We start from the raw sequence: 18,980 nt of genomic DNA, 5'->3' as shown, positions 1-18,980 counted from the left end.
GCTCAGGTCCGTACCGGGAACGCCGAACAGAGGAGTCGCGTGCCATGACGTCCATCGAGAACCCCGTTGCCGTCACCGGAGCCACAGGGGCGTTGGGCGGTCGCGTTGCCCGGCTCCTGGCGGATCGGGGCGTCCGCCAACGCCTCCTGGTCCGTGACCCCGACCGTGCGCCGGAACTCCCGGGTGCCGAGGTCGCCCAGGTCGCCTACGGGGACCAGGAGGCGACCCGTGCCGCGTTGGACGGCGTCAAGACGCTGTTCATGGTCTCGGCCAAGGAGAGTGCCACACGGCGGGAGGAACACCGGGCCTTCATCGCGGCCGCCGCCGCTGCGGGAGTGGAACACATCGTCTACACGTCCTTCATGGCGGCAGCCCCGGACGCGGTTTTCACACACGGACGCGATCATGACGAGGCCGAGCACCTGATCAAGGGCTCCGGAATGTCCTGGATGCTGCTGCGGGACAACTTCTACATGGACATCGTCCCGCACTTCGTCGGGGAGGACGACGTGCTGCGCGGCCCTGCCGGTGACGGTCGGTGCTCGTTGGTTTCCCGCGCTGACGTCGCCCGGGTGGCGGCAACGGTCCTGGAGAACCCCCGGGCCCACGCCGGCCGGACCTACGACCTCACGGGGCCCGAAGCTTTGACCATGACCGAGATGGCGGAGGCACTGACCCGGGCCTGGGGGCGTCCCGTGCGCTTCCACAACGAGACCATCGAGGAAGCCTACGAGTCCCGCCGGGCGTGGCCGGCCGAGCAGTGGGAATACGACGCCTGGGTGTCCACCTACACCGCGATCGCCTCCGGCGACCTGTCCGGGATCAGCGACGATGTCCAGGCCGTGACGGGTCAGGCGCCCATGACGTTCGCCCAGTACTTGGAAGGCGGACTGCCCCGTCGTCCATCCGTGGACGCACCCGGGTGAGCATCCGCGGATCCACCCGCGGATGCTCACCGACGGGGAAGCTCAGGTCCAGATTCCGGACGAGCCCCGCCGGTGGGATCCCACCGGGTGCAGGTCGACCATGCCGATGGCCGACATCAAGGCGTAGAGCGTGGTCGGCCCCACGAACACGAAGCCTTCCTTCTTGAGCGCCTTGGACAGGGCCTTGGACTCGGCCGACTGGGTGGGCACATCCGCCATGGACCGCGGCGCGGGGGTCTCTGCGGGCTGGAAGGACCAGATGAAGTCCACCAACCCACCCTTCTCCCGCAGCCGCACCGTGGCCCCGGCGTTGGTGATGGTCGCCGCGATTTTCGCGCGGTTGCGCACGATTCCGGCGTCGATCATGAGCCGGTGGAAATCGTCGTCGTCGAAGGCCGCGACGGTGTCCGGGTCGAAATCCGCGAAGGCCGCCCGGAAATTGGGGCGCTTCTTGAGGATGGTCGCCCAGGACAGGCCTGACTGGAAGGCCTCCAGAGTGAGCCGTTCGAACAACCCCTGCTCGTCGCGGATCGGCATGCCCCACTCCGTGTCGTAGTAGGAGCGCATGAGTTCGTCGGCGGCCGCCCAGGCGGGGCGGGCCAGACCGTCGTCGCCGGTCACAAGGTCGGTTGTCATGCGGACAACCTACCGCCCTGGGCAGCGGTGCCCGGACCGTCGGTCTCGGGTGGTGTGGACGGGACGTTGTGGGCGTTGTGCGTTCCGTGGATCAACCCGCGGCGCCCGGAGAGCCGGTCCCACAGCGGGGCGATCACGGCGACGACCAGGACCGAGCAACCCATGATCGCGAACAGGCCCCAGGTGCCCTGCTCCAGGCCGGCGTTCGGTTCGGCGCTGAAGAACAGCACGTCCCGGACCCCCAGCCAGGTGTAGTGCAGGGGCTCGATCTTGGAGAGCCAGGCGAAGAAGTCAGGCAAGGCCTCCACCGGGACCACGGCGCCGGCGGACGGCAGGCCGAGGAAGATCAGGTAGATCATCGACAGGATCAACCCCGCGCTGCCCCCGACCGTCAACAAGCCCAGGGTGGCTGCGGAGATCGTGCAGATCGACAACCAGCTGATCAGGAACAGCAGACCACCGTTGGGCATGGGCATGTTGACCAGGTGCGCGGCGAGCATCATGAGCCCGACAGCGGCCGCGCTGGAGGCGATCATGATGCCCCACTTGAGGAAGAACGCCGCCAGACGGCTCAGAGCGACCGTCCGGTACTTGCGGAAGCTCGGGCCCATCTCGACCGGGACGACGCCCAGGATGCCGTCCACGAGCGTGGTGACGGCGATGCTGCCCGTCATGCCCACCACCAGGACCACGATGGACCAGTAGAACGGCCCCATGCCCAGGGCGGTGCCGCCGTCCAGGTCCTGCCACGCATGGGTGTCGACGTTGACCGGGTCCTTGAGGATGTCCTGGGCGACCGTCGTCACGTCGGGGACCTTCTGGCCCGCCTTCTGCCGGGCCTGGACCTGCTGGTCGGCTCCGGAGGTCAGCTGTTCACCCAGGTTGCTCGAGACGGATTCGAGCGCGGGTGTGAATCCCTCCGTGACCAGACGGGAGCTCATCGAACCCGCTTGGGGAGATGTGACCAGTTCGATCGTCGGTTGCGCACCGTCCCCGTCGCCGCCGATCGAGGCCGGGATGAGGTCCATGCTGCGTTGGCTGAAGTCCTTGGGAACCACGATCGCTCCGTACACGTCACCGCTGGTCAGTGCGTCGTGTGCGTCCGCCATGGACATCTCTTGCAGGTCGAACTCGCCGCTGTCGTTGACCTCCTTCACCAGGGTCTCCGTGACCTCCTTGCCGAGTTCCTGATCCGTGCTGGATCCGTCCGGGTTCTCGACGGTCGCGCCCTCGTCCTGGTTGACGATCGCGACCGGCATGTCACGCATGTGGTCGGCAGGGGAGCCCAGCCCGCCCAGGTACAGCAGGATGCCCAGGAACCCGACGAAAACCACGAGCAAGGGTGGCATGATCCACCGGATCGTGCGGGGCAGATCCCGCAAGGTGGCGGTTGCGTGATCGCCGTGATGGCCGGCGTGGCGTTCTGTACGTCCTTCTGTGCGTCCTTCTGCACGGCGGCGCGTGTGATGTGGCGGACGGGGTTCCGTCGACAGGTGTGACATTCGATCCTCGATGCATTGGTGTATTGAAATCTGAGGCATGACGATACACTCGTGTATTGAGTAGGTCGAGGGGAGAATGGACGACATGGACGAGATGCCTGACACAGATGCCGCCAAGCGCTCGCGAGTGGCAACGCGGCGCAGGTTGGTCGAGCGCGCCGCTCCGGTCTTCGTGGAGAAGGGGCTCGAGGCTGCCAGCGTTGCCGACCTGTGCGCGGCGGCGGGATTCACCCGGGGTGCCTTCTACAGCAACTTCGGCTCCAAAGCGGAGTTGGCGGTCGCGGTCTACGAGTACCGGGTCGACCGGCTGGTCGAGCTGTTGCACGCGGAGGTCGACAAGCAGCTGCGACGGCAGGTGTCCGTGGCGAACATGCTGCAGTTCGTGCTGGAGGCCCTGACCGGGCTGACGCACGACGGCGCGTGGCAGGGCTTCCGTCTGGAGATGCACCTGGCCGCCGACCGGGACCCGGAACTCCGGGTGGCCGTGGACGAGCAGTACGCCCGGATCGTCCTGGCCGTGGCGGACGTCCTGGGTCGGGTGGCCGAACGAGGGGTTCGCTACCGGATCCCCGTCGAGGACCTGGCCCGCATCCTGATCGCGGTGTGGGACGGGGAGTTGCTGCGTGCGGGTCGGCGCATGGACCCCAAGAACGGCGTGGGACAGCGGCTGATCACCGCGACCTGGGAGGCGTTCGTCGACGGCGCTGACCAGGCGCATGCAACATGGGACCACCGGGGTTCGCCCGAAGCTACGCGGCGATAGGTTTGATGCGGGCGCAACGAGTTGCGTCCACGCACAGATCTGTCGCACAGAGGGGTTGCAACACATGAAGGCCGCACGCTTTTACGACCGCGAGGACATCCGGATCGACGAGGTGCCGGAACCGACCGTCGGGCCCGGGGAAGTCGGCATCGACGTCGCCTGGTGCGGCATCTGCGGCACCGACCTGCACGAGTACAAAGACGGTCCGGTGTTCTGCCCGACCCATTCCACACCGCACCCGATCTCCGGTGAGACCGCACCGGTGACACTGGGACACGAGTTCTCGGGTGTGGTCTACGAGATCGGCGAAGGGGTCGAGGACCTGGAAGTGGGTGACCACGTGGTGGTCGAGCCCTACATCATCGACGATTCCGTGGACACCGGTCCGGACTCCAAGGACTACCACCTCTCCCAGAACATGAACTTCATCGGCCTTGCCGGACGCGGCGGAGGTCTGGGCGAGAAGATCTCCGTCAAGCGCCGCTGGGTGCACGCCATCAGCCAGGACCTCCCGCTGGACCAGGCGGCCCTGATCGAACCGCTGTCCGTGGGCTACCACGCCGTCGAACGCTCCGGGGCGAAAGCCGGGGACGTCGCGGTCATCGGCGGTGCCGGGCCCATCGGGCTGCTGACCGCGGCGGTGCTGAAAGCCATCGGCTGCACCGTGGTGGTCTCCGAGCTGTCTCCGTTGCGGCGTCAGAAGGCACTGGAATCGGGTGTGGCCGACCATGCCTTGGATCCCACACAGGTGGACGTCGCGGAGGAGGTCCGCAAGCTCTCCACGGACGGGCGCGGCGCCGACGTCGCCTTCGAGTGCACCTCCGTGCAGGTCGTGCTGGACACCCTGATGGATGCGCTGCGTCCGACCGGTGTGCTGGTGGTCGTCTCCATCTGGGCCCAGCGGTCGAACTTCGACATCCACAAACTGGTCATGAAGGAGATCGACCTGCGCGGCACCATCGCCTACGTCAACTCCCACCCGGCGACCATCGAACTGGTGGAGTCCGGGAAGATCGACCTGGCGCCGTTCATCACCGGCAAGATCGCCGTGGAGAACCTGGTGGACGAAGGTTTCGACACTCTGATCAACCGGAACGAGACGGCCGTGAAGATTTTGGTCTCGCCCAGCGGCCAGGGATTGTGAACCTGGGCGGCCGGTTCTGGTTCAATGACTGATCGGTTCGACGACGACCCCGCGGGGCGCCGTCGGGAAGCCCCCACCCGGCGGGTGGGGGCTTCCTCGTCCCCTGAGCCGGAACCACCCGCAACCCGTGAGAACAGGACGCCCACCATGCGCACCACAGTGCTCGATCGTCTCCGCAGCGAATCAGGCAGTGCCCTCCTGCTGGTCGCGGTCACGTTGTTCGCCCTGGCGTGGGCCAATTCCCCCTGGTCGGGGCTCTACCACGAGATCTGGGAGACCCACCTGGGTGTGACGCTGGGGCCCTGGGGGCTGGACCTGAGCCTGCACCACTGGGTCAACGACGGGCTCATGGTGATCTTCTTCTTCGTGGTCGGGCTGGAAGTGCGGCAAGAACTGGCCGTGGGGTCCCTCCGCGACCGACGACGGGCGCTGGTCCCGTTGGTGGCCGGTGTCCTGGGAGTTGCCGTGCCGGCCGCCGTCTACCTGGCGGTCGCCGGGCGGGAGGCCGCCGCCGGGTGGGGTGCTGTGGTGGGGACGGACACGGCCTTCCTCCTGGGGGCTCTGGCCCTTGTGGGGCCCGCGATGTCCAACCAGTTGCGGATCTTCCTCCTGACGCTGACCGTGGTGGACGACTTCCTGGCCGTGAGCATCATCGGGGTGTACTACACGGACGGGCTGAAGATCACCGCCCTGGTGGTCGCCGTTGTGGCGCTGGTCGCGCTCTACTTCCTGGGCCGGACCCGGCAGTGGCGATCGGCGCCGTACGTGGCACTGGTGGTCGTGCTGTGGCTGGCCACCCTGGAGTCCGGCATCCACCCCTCCATCGCGGGCATGATCGCCGGCCTGCTGGTCCCGGCCTTCGCCACACATCGCGGCATCGTGGACCACGTGGGCAACCTGTTCCGGGACTTCCGGCAGTCGCCCGAGGCTGATGTGGCCCGGTCCGCCTCGCGGGGCCTGGCGCAGTCGATTTCCGTGAACGAGCGGTTGCACGTGAGCCTGCGCGGGGCGTCGTCGTTGGTCGTGGTGCCGCTGTTCGCGCTGGCCAATGCCGGAGTGGACCTGCGCGGGGACACCCTGGGGATTGCGCTGACCTCCACGGTGACGTGGGGTGTGGTCGCGGGGCTGGTGATTGGGAAGCTGGTCGGCATCTCCGGGGGTACGTGGCTGGCGATCCGCATGGGGCTCGGCAAGCTTCCCGACGGCGTCGGGCCCGGGTCCATCATGGGCGGTGCCGCCCTGTCCGGGATCGGGTTCACCGTGTCCCTGCTGGTGATCGGTCTGGCCTTCACGCAGGAGTCGCAGATCAGTTCCGCCACCGTGGGTGTCCTGCTGGCCATGGTCCTCGCCTGGATCCTCGGCTGGCTGATCTTCCGGGTGGCCCGGACCCGATTCGGGGAGGTCTCCGCCGATCTCCCCGTGACTCTGACGCCGCCGATCCACGAGGAGTACGACCACATCATCGGATCGCCACACGCTGAGGCCGAGGTGGTCGAGTACTTCGACTACGAGTGCCCGTTCTGCTCCCGGACCACCGGCATCGCCCAGGACCTCAAGGAGCATTTCGGGAGCCGGGTGCGATTCGTGGTGCGGCACCTTCCGGTGACTGACCTGCACGAACACGCGGAGCGCGCCGCCGTCGTAGCCGAGGCTGCGGCCCGCCAGGACAAGTTCTGGGGCATGCACAAGGCGCTGTTCGACCACCAGAACGACCTGGGGGAGGAGACCTACCGTCGCCTGGCCCGGGACCTCGGGCTGGACATGGAGCAGTTCGAGCGGGACCTCGAGGATCCGGTGCTGACCAAGGTGGTGAAGAAGCACAAGCAGAGCGCCCTGGACAGCGGCGCCCGCGGGACACCCACGTTCTTCCTCAACGGCTCACGGCACATCGGCCCGCACGACGCGCGGACGATCATCGCCGAACTCGAGGCGCAGATGGAGACGCAGGACGAGCACCCGGCCCGCCGTCGTTCCTGATCGCCGCCCGCCCCCGCCGCCGAACCCTCGCGAAACTCGCCCATCAACGCCTGATCGGCGAGTTTCGCGAGGGTTCGGCGGTGTCAGGAGGCTGACTGACGGAGCTTTTCCAGGTGGGCATGAACCAGGGGGAGCACGGAGGCGCCCTCGCCTGCGGCCGAGGCCACGCGCTTCATGGACCCCGCACGGACGTCACCGACCGCGAAAACGCCCGGGACGGTGGTCTCCAGGCTGGCAGGGGGAACACCGTCCACCCACGTGTCCTGGGGGACGTCGCGTCCCGTGAGGATGAATCCGTGGTCGTCCAGAGCCAGGGAATCCGGGAGCCAGTGGCAGGCCGGTTGAGCACCCAGCAGACAGAACAGCCCGTCGGCGGGCAATTGTTCCACGGCCTGGGGCGACGACGAGCGCGGCTCCGATTCCGGTGCCGAGTCCGCCGGCGCGGTGGGCTCGCCCGTGCGGGTGTCCGCCAGACCGATCCATTCGAGGCGCCCGGAGCCGCCGGCATCCACCACACGGGAGTGGGGCCGGACCGAGATGTTGGGCGTGGCCTCAACCTCCCGGATCAGGTAGTCGGACATGGTGGCGGCCAGGGATTCCCGACGGACGACGATGGTCACGTTGCGTGCGAACTTGGCCATGTGCACGGCGGCCTGTCCCGCGGAGTTCCCACCGCCGACGACGAAAACCTCCTTGTCCTGCATCTCCCGGGCCATGGAAGTGGCCGCCCCGTAGTACACGCCCATGCCGATGCGTTCGTCCACGGCCGGGACGCCCAACCGTCGGTAGGCCACGCCCGTTGCGATGACAACGGTGCGGGCGCACAGGTGGGTGCCTTCGACCAGCACGTGATGGTGTTCGGGTTCATCTGCCGGGCCCGCCTCCACCCGGGTGACGGGGCGTCCGGTGTAGAACGTGGCGCCGAACCGCCCGGCCTGGATCCGGGAGCGCTGGGCCAGGCGCATGCCGGAGATTCCGCGGGGGAAGCCCAAGTAGTTGCGGATCATGGACGAGGAGCCGGCCTGACCGCCGATCGCGTCCGATTCGAGCACGATCGTGGACAAACCCTCCGAGGCCGCGTACACGGCGGCCGCCAACCCTGCGGGCCCGGCGCCGATGACCGCGACGTCGGCAATGGTGCCTTCCGGGATGGCGTCGAAGCCGCCGTACATGCGTTCGGTCACGGCCTGCGGGGTCGCGTCCTGGATGATGTCGCCGCGGATGGTCCGGACCAGCGGCCACCGGGCATCGGCACCGGCCTCCTCGATGATCGCCTGGGCGTCCTCGTCGTCGAGATCCAGGAGTCTGTTGGGGATGCCCATGCGGTCCAGGACGTCGCGGATCGCCGCCGTCGTGGCCGTGGGACGGTCGGACACGATGTCCACGGCGGTGACCAGGGGACGGGCCACGGACCAGCCCCATTCGGAGAGCAACTCGATCAGGGCCGTGTGGAACTCCTCGTCCCGCGGGCCGCGCGGGATGCCCACGAACGTGTCCATGTCACGTTCCAGCGTGGCCTGCTTGAGCTCTTCAATGTGCTCCGCGTAGTTGTCGAAATCCACCAGTGCGACGCGACGCGACGCGACGGCGGGCTGACCACCTGGATCTTCCGCAGCAGGTCGATGGCGATGGTGTCCGGCAACTGGTACTCCGCAGCCACCATGGCCAGTCTTGAGGAAACGGTGCACAGTGCGGTGGCCCGTTCGATCGCCTCCCGCCCCGATGTGGCGACCTCGATGGCGTAGTCACGGTCGTAGCGGGCACGGAACTCGGCTTCGATCACGTCGCGGTGGGCGTCGGCCACCAGCAGGATCACGGGGCGCTCGGTCATGCGCACAGCCTAGATCCTCAGGCAGGCGTCGCCCGTAAGTGTCCGCGACCCGAGCCGGCGCTGAACCCTCGCGAAACTCGTCCATCACCGTCTGATGGGGGAGTTTCGCGAGGGTTCAGCGCCGGAGTCAGCCCAGACGCAGTCGGAGGTCCGTGGGGCGAACGTCCTGCGCGTGGTGGGTGACCAGAACGACCGGCCGGTCGGACAGGGCGTCACGGAGGTCAGCCAGCAGGTTCCGGGCGGCCTCAGCGTCCAGGTGGGCGGTGGGCTCGTCCAGCAGGATGACCTGTCCCCGCGCCAGCAGGGCGCGGGCCACGGCCACCCGTTGCGCCTGGCCGCCGGAGAGTTCCGACCCACCGCTGCCGACCCAGGTGTCCAGGCCTTGGGGCAACGAGTCCAGGAACGGGCCCAGCCCCACGCGCCGCAGCACCTCCGTCATCTCACCCTCCGTGGGGGCATCGTCCTTGGAACGTGCAAGGGCCAGATTGCCGCGGATCGTGGAGGCGAACAGGTGGGCCTCCTGGGGACACCACACAACGCGAGGAGTCGAATGCTCTGGCACACCGGTGACGCTCACAGCTCCCGACGACGGCGGCAGATGGCCCATGACGGTGGCCAACAGTGTCGACTTGCCGCTGCCCGACGGGCCCTCGACCACGAGCCACCGGCCGGGCGCAACCGTGGTGCTGACCGGGCCAAAGGCCGCCCGGTCGGTACCGGGCCAACGCGCGCTCAGGTCGTCCAGCACCAGGCGGGGCACGGCGTCATCAGAGTCCTCGGCTGTGCTCGGTCCCCCGCGGGATGGGTTGAATCCAGCCGAGTCAGTGCCGACCGATGACCCTGCGGGGGCTGTCACTGACGCGGTTCGTCGAAGTGCGGCCCGTAACCCGGGGGCCTGTTGTACCGCGGTGACCACAGCGGCCAACGGCTCGGTCAGGCCCAGCGGGACCAGGGCCAGGACGGCCACCACCGGGGCGTTCACAGAACCTGACGCCACCGCTGAGGATGCGGGCTGCAACACCAGGACGGCGGCGGCCACGGTGCTCAGCACCACCAGCGCCTCGCCCAGTCCTTGGGCCCAGGCCGCACGCCGGGCGAGGGCACCGGCGTGCTCGTCCAGATCGGCCAGGCGACGCAGGGCCTGAACCTGGCGGTTGTTGGGTCTCAAATCGTCTGCAGCTGTGCCGGTCTGGACGAAGGCCCGCACGATCCTGCCCGTGGCTTCCACACCGGCGCGCGCGGCAAAGCGGTCAGCCACCAATGCGACAGCGGGAGCCACCAGCAAGCCGAGCCCCAGCGAAACAGCGACGACGGGCAAGGCCGCCGGGACCAGAACGGCGTAGGCGATCAGCACCAGCGCGGAGGTCCCGAGGCCCACCCCGATCGGCACCATCACCCGGGGCATGAGGTCGCGGACCCGGTCAGCGGCCACGATGAGGTGTTCCAGTGCGGAGGCGCCGGTGGCCAGGGCCCGTGAGGAGAGCCCACGCTGCGCAAGACCAGACCACATCCGGGAACGCAGATCCACGAGCGACGTGAAGACCGCCGAATGCGCCGCGACTTGCTGGGCGTAGTGCAGCACTGCCCGCCCGATGCCGAAGAAGCGCACGCCCACGATCGCCACTGTCAAGTACATGATCGACGGCTGCTCGGAGGCCCTCACGATCAGCCATCCGGACAGGGCCGTCAGCGCGGTGGCGAAGCCGGCCGCGGCCACTCCTGCCACAACGGCGGCCGCCCAACGCCAGGGACTGGAGACCAGGAAGGCGAAGGCCTCGGCCCCGACACTTCGGTCCGCGACGGCTCCTTCGGACGATTCGAGTCGCACCGGGTTCTCGGGGGAGCCCGCGGCACAGGTGGTGTCGAGATCCTCCCGCCACCCGCCGTCGTGCCCCATGCTGACGCGGTGTGTGGCCAGGTCGACAACCCTGCGGTCGTGGGACGCCACCACGACCGTGATGTCAGGGACGTCAGGTTGCCGCCCTGCAGGCTCGAGCACTGACTGGATCGCGCGCAGGACGGCCTGCGCCGATGCCGCGTCAAGGTGGGCCGTCGGTTCGTCGATCAGCAGCACGGTGGCACCGGAACGGACCCGGAGGAGTCCACGAGCAACGGCCACGCGCCGCAGCTCGCCGGGGCTCAATTGGGCGGGGTCAGCGTCCGCGCGGTGGGCCAGCTGGAGCTCACCCAGGACGGCCTCCACCCGTGCGGACTCCTCAGATCCGGCGCCGCCGTCGGACGCACCGGCGTACAACACCAGCTCTTCGCGCACGGTCGCGCCCACGGTGCGGGGGACCTGGGGAACCCAGGCCACCCGCGCGGGATCCATCCCCGTCACCGTCCCGGAACTCGGCGGAACCAGTCCCGCCAGGACCGCCAGCGCCGTGGACTTGCCCGTGCCGCTGGCCCCGGTCACGGCCGTTACCGCCCCCGCCGGGAATCGCGCGTTGAACTCATGGAGTACGGGCTCACGACCCGGGTACCCGGCCGTCACGGCGTCCATGCCCACCTCCGTCCGGGCACCGGGTCCGACGACGGCGCGGCCCGCCCGCGCCGTGTCGCGCTCCGCGGTCAACTCCCTGGCGCGCCGAAGGGCCGCCAACCCGTCCTGGGAGGCGTGGAAAGCCGCGCCGAGTTCCCGGAACGGCTGGAAGCATTCGGGGGCCAGGATCAGAACCGACAACCCCGTGGCCAGAGGGAGGGACCCGTTGACCAACCGCACCCCGATGAACACCGCCAAGACCGCCACGGAAAGAGTCGCGATGAGTTCCAGAACCAGAGAGGACAGGAAAGCGGTCCGCAGGGTGCGCAGCGTGGCGCTCCGGTGCTCCCGTCCGATCCGGTCCAGCGCCGCGGACTGTTCGGTGAGCCGCCCCAGCCCGACCAACACGGGCAGGCCCCTGGCCAGCTCGACCAGATGATCCGAGAGCCGCTGCAGAACCGCCGACGAGCGATCCGCCTCCACCCGCGTGTGCCGGCCCACCAGGATCATGAACACCGGTACCAGGGGGATCGTCAGCGCGATGACCAGGGCACTGACCCAGTCCGCTGCCAGGATTCTGACCCCCACCAGCACCGGCACGGTGGCCGCGGCAACTGCCGTGGGGAGAACGGACCGGTAGTACTCGTCGAGTTCGTCCAACCCGATCGTGGCAACCGTGGCGTTGGCCCCCGCACCGCTGCGCGGATGCGCCACCACAGCAGCGGCCAGGTCACGCCGGATGCGCTGCTTGGCGACGACGGCGGCCCGCGTGGCGTACCAGTGGTGCACCCAGATCAGCCCCGCGCGCAGCACCGCACCGGCGAGCCCCAGGCGGACGGCGTGGTCGACCGCCGTCGTGTCCTGGGCAATCGCACCCACGATCCCGCGGGCCGTCGCCTCGGCGATCATGACCAGCGCCAGCGCCTTGAGGGACGCCAGCGCTGCGAACACGAACAGTGCCCGGATTCCGCCCGGCCCCAGCCGGTCTGCGGGGGTCATCGGGGCAGGACGGCGGGCAGAACCTCGTGTCCTTCGGGGATGTGGTCCTCGGACAGCCGCCGCCGGAAGGTCCAGTAACTCCAGGCCTGGTAGACCAGGATCAAGGGCAACGCGATGCCGGCCACCCAGGTCATGATCGTGAGCGCGTAGTCACCGCTGGAGGCGTTGGAGACCGTCAGGTCATGAGCCGGGTCAACGGTGGACGGGAGCACGACGGGGAAGACCGCGGCGAAGATCGAGACGGCACCCGCCACCAGGAACGCCGCCAGCAGCGCGAACGTCCAGCCGTCCCGGTCCGCACGGGCCGCCAGCCACGAACCCGCCAGCGCCACAACGGCCACGACGACGGCCGCCCACGTCCACGGTGAGCCGTACCGCACCTGCACCACCAGGACCCAGACCACCAGCGGTGCAACCGCAACCGGCAACCAGCGGCGCACCGCCAGCAGCGCATCCGTCCGTACCTGACCGCTGGCCTTGAGGGCCAGGAACGCCGCACCGTGGATCCAGCTGAAGCCCAGAACCGCCAGGCCACCCAGAACGGCGTACCAGGACAACCACACGAAGGGACCGCCGACCCGGTCCCCGTTCGCGTCAATGGGCAGTCCCAGAGTGGTGCTGGCCAGCATCGCTCCGATGCCGAAGGCGATCACGGCTGAGCCCAGGCCCAGGGCCCGGTCCCAGTTCGCCCGCCAGCGGTCCGTGTGTCCCTTCCCGCGGTACTCGATGGACACCGCGCGGAAGATCAACGCCATGAGGACGACGGTCAGCGGGATGTAGAGCGAGGAGAACAACCCGGCGTACCACATGGGGAAGGCCGCGAAGGTCCCGGCTCCCGCGGTGATGAGCCAGACCTCGTTGCCGTCCCAGACCGGGCCGATCGTGTTGAGCATGAGCCGCTTCTGCTTCTCCGTGCGGCCGCGCAGCCAGATCCGCATTCCGACGCCCAGGTCGAATCCGTCAAGAACCAGGTACCCGGTCCACAGGAACGCCAAGGCCGCGAACCAGATGACGTGAAGAATTTCCATGATCACTCTCCAGCAGGTCGGTGTCGGTCAGTACGCGAAGGCCAGGACGTCGCCGTCGGAGTGCGGCCCCCGGCCGTCCCCGTGGGCGTCGTCCCCGTCGTCGGGATGCGCCAGTTCCGGTATGGCGGAGGTCACGCCACCGCGGACGTACTTGACCAGCAGGAACACCTCGACCACGAACAGGGCCAGGTAGATCAGCCCCAGGCTCACCAGGGAGAAGATGACCTCCTGCCCCGTCACACCGGGGGAGACGGCGGCCGCGGTGTACATGTAGACGCCGTCGATGCCGGTGGGGTCCGGATTCGGCGCCACCACGAACGGCTGGCGGCCCATCTCCGTGAAGACCCAACCGGCGATGTTGGCCGCGAACGGGGCACCGATGGAGGCCACCGCCAACCACATCAGGGGTTTCGACGCCGGAACCGTCCCCTTCCGCGCGATCCACAGGGCAAGTGCTGCGAACCCCGTGGCCGCCGCGCCGAAGCCGATCATGATGCGGAAGCCCCAGTACGTGACCTCCATGAGCGGGAGGTAATCGATCTGCTGACCGGAGCGCTCGCCGTAGATCTCGTCGTCGGGCAGGTTGGTGCCGTAGTTCTGTTCGTATTCGGGGATCAGCGTGTAGACGCCGCGGACCGGGGTGTTGAAGTCGCCTTCGGCCAGGAAGGACAACAGTCCCGGGATCTCGATCAGGCCCTTGACGTCGTCGCAGTTCTGGCTGCCCAGGTCCCCGACGGAGAGCACCGAGAAGCTGGTGCCGTCGTGGCAGGCGGCCTCTGCGGCGGCCATCTTCATGGGTTGCTGCTCGAACATCAGCTTGCCCTGCACGTCTCCCGTGATCGACACCCCCGCGAAACCGATCATGGCGGCCACCGCACCCAGGCGCAGGGACTTGAGCCACACGGAGTGGTCCTCCCGGTCCCGCCCGGGGACCGTGGGATTCTCACCGACGACGACGCGCCCGTTCGCGTCCACCGTGTCGATTCCGTCGCGGCGTCGCTGCCACAGGTGGTACCAGGAGATGCCCACCAGCAGGGCGGAGCCCACGCCCACGGCGCCGAAGATCGCGTGGGTGAACGCTGCCAGGGCGGTGTTGTTGGTCAACACGGCCCAGATGTCGGTCATGACCGGGCGCCCGTCGATCAACTCCACACCCACGGGATGCTGCATCCAGGAGTTGGCCACGATGATGAAGTACGCGGAGGCCACCGAGCCCAGCACTGCGATCCAGAGGCTGGCCAGGTGGATCTTCTTGGGCAGACGGTCCCACCCGAAGATCCACAGCCCGATGAACGTGGACTCGAAGAAGAAGGCCAGCAGCCCTTCCATGGCCAGCGGCGCGCCGAACACGTCGCCCACGAACCGCGAGTACTCGCTCCAGGCCATCCCGAACTGGAATTCCTGGACCAGTCCCGTGGCCACGCCCATGATGAAGTTGATCAGGTAGACCTTGCCCCAGAACTTGGTCATCCGCAGGTAGCGCTCGTTGCCCGTGCGCACCCAGAGGGTCTGCATGATCGCGACCAACGGCCCCAGTCCCAGGGTCAACGGGACCATGATGAAGTGGTAGACGGTCGTGATGCCGAACTGCCACCGTGCGATTTCGAGTGGATCCATGCCGGTTCTCCCGCCCGCACACCTGGTGCGGATCGTGTCGGCCGTGGCTCGAACCACCCGGTGCCGCTGCGAATGGATCACGCATGATCTCGCGGGCCGCTGCGTGGAGCGACCGGCCGCCTGGGCGTTCGGGTCACGGAATGCGAGGTGCTGCGGGGTGAGGAACCCCGGTACCCCATGGGGTATGACTATTTCGAGTCTAGGCCCGCGAAGTGTTCGGCGTCGTGCTTGGTCCCTGTGACCATGATCTCATCGTCGTCGTAGAGCATGGTGCCGGGGTCGACCGGGCTCCACTGCTGTCCGTGGCGGCGCAACGCGACCACCGTGACCCCGTACTTCTGACGCAGATTCAGGGTGTCCAGCGGGCGTTGTTGGGTGGCTGTCGGTGGCTGGCAACGGATCAGGGCGAACCCGCCGTCCAAGGAGACGAAATCCAGGGCATGGCCGATCAACAGGTGTGCCGTCCGCAGGCCCATGTCGTGTTCGGGGCGGATCACGTGCCCCACACCCAGCTGCTCCAGAATCTGGGCGTGGGCTTCCGAAATGGCCTTGGCCCAGATTTCCGGGGGGTTGTCCATGGCCAGCAGGCGGGACGTGGTCAGCACGGAGGCCTCCAGGTCCGTGCCGATGGCCACGACGACGGCGGCGAAGTCGGAGACGCCCAACTCTTCGAGTGCCTGCTGTGAGGTGGCATCGGCGCGGACCACGCTGGTGAACTGACCCTTGAACTCCTGGACCACTTTGGGGTCGTCGTCGATGGCCAGGACCTCCACGCCGCTGTCCATGAGTTCCTGGCCGAGTGCGGAGCCGAAGCGGCCCAGGCCGATGACCACGGCGGAGCGCAAATGGTCGCGGCGGGGTGCCTGGCGAGAGCTGAACTCACGCCCACGTTGGTTGAACACGGGTGTCCTTTCGACGTTTCTGTTCCCATCCTGCGCCGAACCCTCGCGAAACTCGCGCTTCACGCCCTGAAGCGCGAGTTTCGCGAGGGTTCGGCGGAGGGGGCCGGGGTCATCCGATCAACGGGCGTTCCTTGGGCAGTTCCCACGTGCGGGTCGTGTCCTGCGCAGCGATGGCAGCGGCGATCGTGGTGGGGCCCAGACGGCCGATGAACATCAGGGCGATCAGGATCAGCTGCCCACCCGTACCGATCTGGGCGGTGATTCCCGTGGACAGCCCCACCGTGGCGAAGGCAGAGACGGATTCGAACAAGAGCCGGTCCAGACCGAGGTCCGGTTCGAGCAGCATCAAGCCCATCTGGGCGGTGACCAGGATCGCCATCGACAGCACCACGATGGTCAACGCCTCGCGCTGCACGGAACGCGAGAGCCTGCGGCCCAGAACGTTGACGGCCTGTTGTCCCCGGACTTCGGTCCAGGCGACGAACAGCAGCACCAGCACCGTGGTGATTCGCAGACCACCGGCCGTCCCCGCGGAGCCGCCACCCACCAGCATCAAGAAGTCCATGCCGAACCAGGCCACGGGATGCATGCCTGCCAGGTCCACGGAGTTGAACCCGGCCGTGCGGGTGATGGTGGACTGGAAGAAGGCGTTGAGTAGTTTGTCTCCGAAGCCCATGGGGCCCAGTGTGGTCGGGTTGCCCCACTCGACCAGCAGCAGGAACGCCGTCCCGCCCAGCAACAACACCGGGGTGCCCACCACCATCATGCGCGTGGTCATCGACCAGAGCCTGGGTACTCGGATGTGGCGCAGCAGTTCCACGATCACGGGAAAGCCCAGTCCTCCCACGATCACGGCGGCGGCGATCGGCAACAGCACCAGCGGGTCGCCGTCGAAATCCATCAGATTGGCCGTGTACAGGGCGAATCCGGCGTTGTTGAACCCGGAGATCGAGTGGAACACCCCGTGCCACAGCGCCTTGCCGGGGGAGTAGCCGTAGCCCGTTGCGAATCGCGCGGCCAGCAGCAGGGCCACGGCGGTCTCCACTGCGACGATGGTGAACACGATGCGTTTGACCGCGTGGCGCATCTCGCCCGGGCCGGTCGACCGGGTCTCCGAGGCGACGGCGACCCTCAGACCCAGGCCGAAGCGGCGGGACATGAAGATGCCGATCATGGTCGCGAAGGTCATCACCCCGAACCCGCCGATCTGGATCAGCGCCAGAATGACCACCTGGCCGAACGTGGACCAGTACGTGGGGGTGTCCACGACGATCAGCCCGGTCAGGCACAGCGACGAGGTGGCCGTGAACAGGGCCTCCATGAATGTCGCGTGGCCGGGGCCGTTGGCGGCGAACGGCAGCATGAGCGCGGCCGTCCCCAGAGCGAGGACGACGGCGAAGCCGGTCACCAGCATCTGGGCGGTGCGTCCGGCGGAGGTGGCGCGGGCGCGCCGGGATCCGGGGCCGGGTTGGGGGCGGATGAACCAGCGGCGGGCCGAGACCATCCAGGGTTGAGGGCGCCGGGACCGGATACGCGTGGTGAGCCGGTACAAGTCCTCTTCGAGGGGCATGAGGCACAAAGTACACCCGGTCCCGTGCTGCGAACGTGGTCACCGGAGGTCGTCGCATGCTCGGTTGTCGCCCGACATGGCTAGACTGTGCCGAGGTTGTTCGTCACGTCACGTGAGCACCTTCACAGGGTGTGCCCTCGTTGTCACACGCCCAACCACCAGTCACAACGTCCGGCCGGCTCGTTCCTTCCCTTCCCCACGGGGTCGCCGAACATCACAGTCACTCAGCACCAGAGGAGGATCGCGGGAATCATGACCACGCCGTCCGAGCGCAACATCCCGTCCGCCGGCCCGGAAACGACCTCGATCCAGATCGTCTCCGACATCCTGTCCGAAGTTTCCGGGCACCGGTTGTCGGACGAGGAAAAAGCAGCCGTCGACGCCTTGCCCCCGAACACCGCACTGTTGGTCCAGGTGGACCCCCGCGGGCGCGGTTCGCGCTTCCTGCTCGACACGGACCAGGTGTCCGCCGGCCGTCACCCCAAGGCCGACGTCTTCCTGGACGACGTCACCGTCTCACGCCGGCACGCGGGATTCATCCGTCGGGACAATTCGTACGAACTCGTCGACGACAACTCCCTCAACGGCACCTACGTCAACAACGACCGGGTGGACTCGGTGCTGTTGAAGAGCGGGGACGAGGTCCGTCTGGGCAAGTTCTGCTTCGTCTTCTACCGTTCGGCGCGCACTGCCGACGGTCGCTCCTGACGTGAGTTCCCCCGGAACTCCGGAAGCCGCTGATCAGGCACACGTGCGCCGGATCGGCATGGGAGCGCTGCTCAAGCAGTTGCAGCCCGAGTTCCCGGAGGTCACAGCCTCCAAGGTGCGTTTCCTGGAGGACCAGGGCCTGTTGCACCCTGCCCGGACCCCGTCGGGCTACCGGAAGTTCGCCCCGGAGGACCTGGAGCGGCTGCGGCACGTCCTGATCCTCCAACGGGAGCGATACCTTCCGCTCAAGGTCATCCGGGAGCTCTCGGAGGCCGGTCAGCTCGAAGCCCTGGTCCAGGGTGCCGACGGCGGCGGTGAGGCTGCCGCGCCCGCACCCGCGCCGTCGTCGGACGGTGCTGCACAGGAACCCGAGGCAGCGGCCGTGGGCACTGCCGCCCCGGTCGGAGCCACAGCCCATCAGCAGGCCCCGGTCGAGCAGGACGAACCGTTGACCATGCGTGAGCTGTGCCGCCAGTCCGGGGCGGGTATTCCGCTGGTGCGCGAACTGATCAGCTTCGGTCTGCTCCACGAACGTGCGGGCGGGTTCGACAGGCACGACCTGGTGATTGCCGGGGCCGCGCGGGCCCTGCGTGACCACGGGGTCGAGCCGCGCCACCTGCGGACCCTGCGACAGGCCGCCGACCGGGAGATCGGTCTGGTGGAACAGGCCATCGCCCCGGAGGTCGCCAAGCGCAGTTCCGTGGCGGCCAAGCGTGCCAGTGAGCGTGCCGGGGAGATCACCCAGCTGTGCCTGAGCATCCACGCCTCCATGGTCGTGGGGCGGCTGGAAGCCATTCAGGACCGGCTGGACGTCGAGGACTAGCTGTACTTCCCCGTGACGTTGTGAACGCGTTGTGAGGGTGTTTGGCCGCCGATGCCGGTGTGGGGTCTGTGG

General features: G+C 68.1%; 15 protein-coding genes. 6 read left to right on the top strand and 9 right to left on the bottom strand.

Annotation, left to right across the window (positions count from 1 at the left end; all coding sequences use genetic code 11):
• Positions 1-44: 44 nt before the first annotated feature.
• Entirely contained in the window at positions 45-926 is an 882-nt protein-coding gene (locus GWK18_RS11695; protein WP_166835423.1) for an SDR family oxidoreductase, read from the top strand.
• 42 nt (positions 927-968) lie between these two features.
• On the opposite strand, the gene GWK18_RS11690 is transcribed toward GWK18_RS11695, so the two are convergent.
• Positions 969-1,562 carry a DNA-3-methyladenine glycosylase I gene (locus GWK18_RS11690; RefSeq protein WP_166835421.1) on the bottom strand — a complete coding sequence of 198 codons (594 nt, stop codon included), beginning with the start codon at positions 1,560-1,562 and terminating at the stop codon, positions 969-971.
• Complete coding sequence (locus GWK18_RS11685; RefSeq protein WP_166835419.1) at positions 1,559-2,911, bottom strand: ABC transporter permease; 1,353 nt, start codon at positions 2,909-2,911, stop codon at positions 1,559-1,561. Before GWK18_RS11685 ends, GWK18_RS11690 begins: the two co-directional genes overlap by 4 nt.
• Before the next feature lie 238 nt (positions 2,912-3,149).
• Here GWK18_RS11685 and GWK18_RS12960 point away from each other — a divergent pair, with 238 nt between their 5' ends.
• The 3 genes from GWK18_RS12960 (at position 3,150) to nhaA (ending at position 6,948) form a co-directional block, all read left to right on the top strand.
• Complete coding sequence (locus tag GWK18_RS12960) at positions 3,150-3,827, top strand: TetR/AcrR family transcriptional regulator (RefSeq protein ID WP_245193270.1); 678 nt, start codon at positions 3,150-3,152, stop codon at positions 3,825-3,827.
• Between the two features lie 64 nt (positions 3,828-3,891).
• Entirely contained in the window at positions 3,892-4,971 is a 1,080-nt protein-coding gene (locus GWK18_RS11675) for a 2,3-butanediol dehydrogenase (protein WP_166835417.1), read from the top strand.
• 147 nt (positions 4,972-5,118) lie between these two features.
• Entirely contained in the window at positions 5,119-6,948 is a 1,830-nt protein-coding gene (nhaA, locus tag GWK18_RS11670) for a Na+/H+ antiporter NhaA (protein WP_166835415.1), read from the top strand.
• A gap of 83 nt (positions 6,949-7,031) precedes the next feature.
• Here the strand turns inward: nhaA and GWK18_RS13235 are convergent, their stop codons facing one another.
• The 7 genes from GWK18_RS13235 to GWK18_RS11640 form a co-directional block, all read right to left on the bottom strand.
• Positions 7,032-8,120 carry an NAD(P)/FAD-dependent oxidoreductase gene (locus tag GWK18_RS13235; RefSeq protein ID WP_245193275.1) on the bottom strand — a complete coding sequence of 363 codons (1,089 nt, stop codon included), beginning with the start codon at positions 8,118-8,120 and terminating at the stop codon, positions 7,032-7,034.
• A gap of 266 nt (positions 8,121-8,386) precedes the next feature.
• Positions 8,387-8,779, bottom strand: coding sequence for a hypothetical protein (locus GWK18_RS13230; protein WP_245193267.1), 393 nt, complete (start codon positions 8,777-8,779; stop codon positions 8,387-8,389).
• Between the two features lie 127 nt (positions 8,780-8,906).
• Positions 8,907-12,260 (bottom strand): thiol reductant ABC exporter subunit CydC, encoded by a 3,354-nt coding sequence (cydC, locus tag GWK18_RS11660; protein ID WP_166835413.1) that lies wholly within the window; start codon positions 12,258-12,260, stop codon positions 8,907-8,909.
• Positions 12,257-13,288 (bottom strand): cytochrome d ubiquinol oxidase subunit II, encoded by a 1,032-nt coding sequence (gene cydB / locus GWK18_RS11655; protein WP_166835411.1) that lies wholly within the window; start codon positions 13,286-13,288, stop codon positions 12,257-12,259. Before cydB ends, cydC begins: the two co-directional genes overlap by 4 nt.
• A gap of 27 nt (positions 13,289-13,315) precedes the next feature.
• Positions 13,316-14,905 (bottom strand): cytochrome ubiquinol oxidase subunit I, encoded by a 1,590-nt coding sequence (locus GWK18_RS11650; protein WP_166835409.1) that lies wholly within the window; start codon positions 14,903-14,905, stop codon positions 13,316-13,318.
• Positions 14,906-15,093: 188 nt separating this feature from the next.
• Positions 15,094-15,807, bottom strand: a complete 714-nt coding sequence (locus GWK18_RS11645; RefSeq protein WP_348535942.1) for a TrkA family potassium uptake protein — start codon at positions 15,805-15,807, stop codon at positions 15,094-15,096.
• Positions 15,808-15,916: 109 nt separating this feature from the next.
• The gene (locus tag GWK18_RS11640; RefSeq protein ID WP_245193265.1) at positions 15,917-17,377 is read right to left on the bottom strand and encodes a potassium transporter TrkG; all 1,461 of its coding nucleotides are present in this window, start codon (positions 17,375-17,377) and stop codon (positions 15,917-15,919) included.
• A gap of 252 nt (positions 17,378-17,629) precedes the next feature.
• Here GWK18_RS11640 and GWK18_RS11635 point away from each other — a divergent pair, with 252 nt between their 5' ends.
• The gene (locus GWK18_RS11635; RefSeq protein ID WP_166835407.1) at positions 17,630-18,085 is read left to right on the top strand and encodes an FHA domain-containing protein; all 456 of its coding nucleotides are present in this window, start codon (positions 17,630-17,632) and stop codon (positions 18,083-18,085) included.
• Position 18,086: 1 nt separating this feature from the next.
• Positions 18,087-18,908 (top strand): MerR family transcriptional regulator, encoded by an 822-nt coding sequence (locus GWK18_RS11630; RefSeq protein ID WP_348535941.1) that lies wholly within the window; start codon positions 18,087-18,089, stop codon positions 18,906-18,908.
• Positions 18,909-18,980: the final 72 nt, after the last annotated feature.

It is taken from the genome of Kocuria sp. JC486 (assembly GCF_011602805.1).
In the GTDB taxonomy this organism is placed as follows: Bacteria; Actinomycetota; Actinomycetes; order Actinomycetales; family Micrococcaceae; genus Kocuria; species Kocuria soli.
Note: the sequence above shows the minus strand (reverse complement) of the source record. Positions and strands in the feature narration are given on the sequence as shown.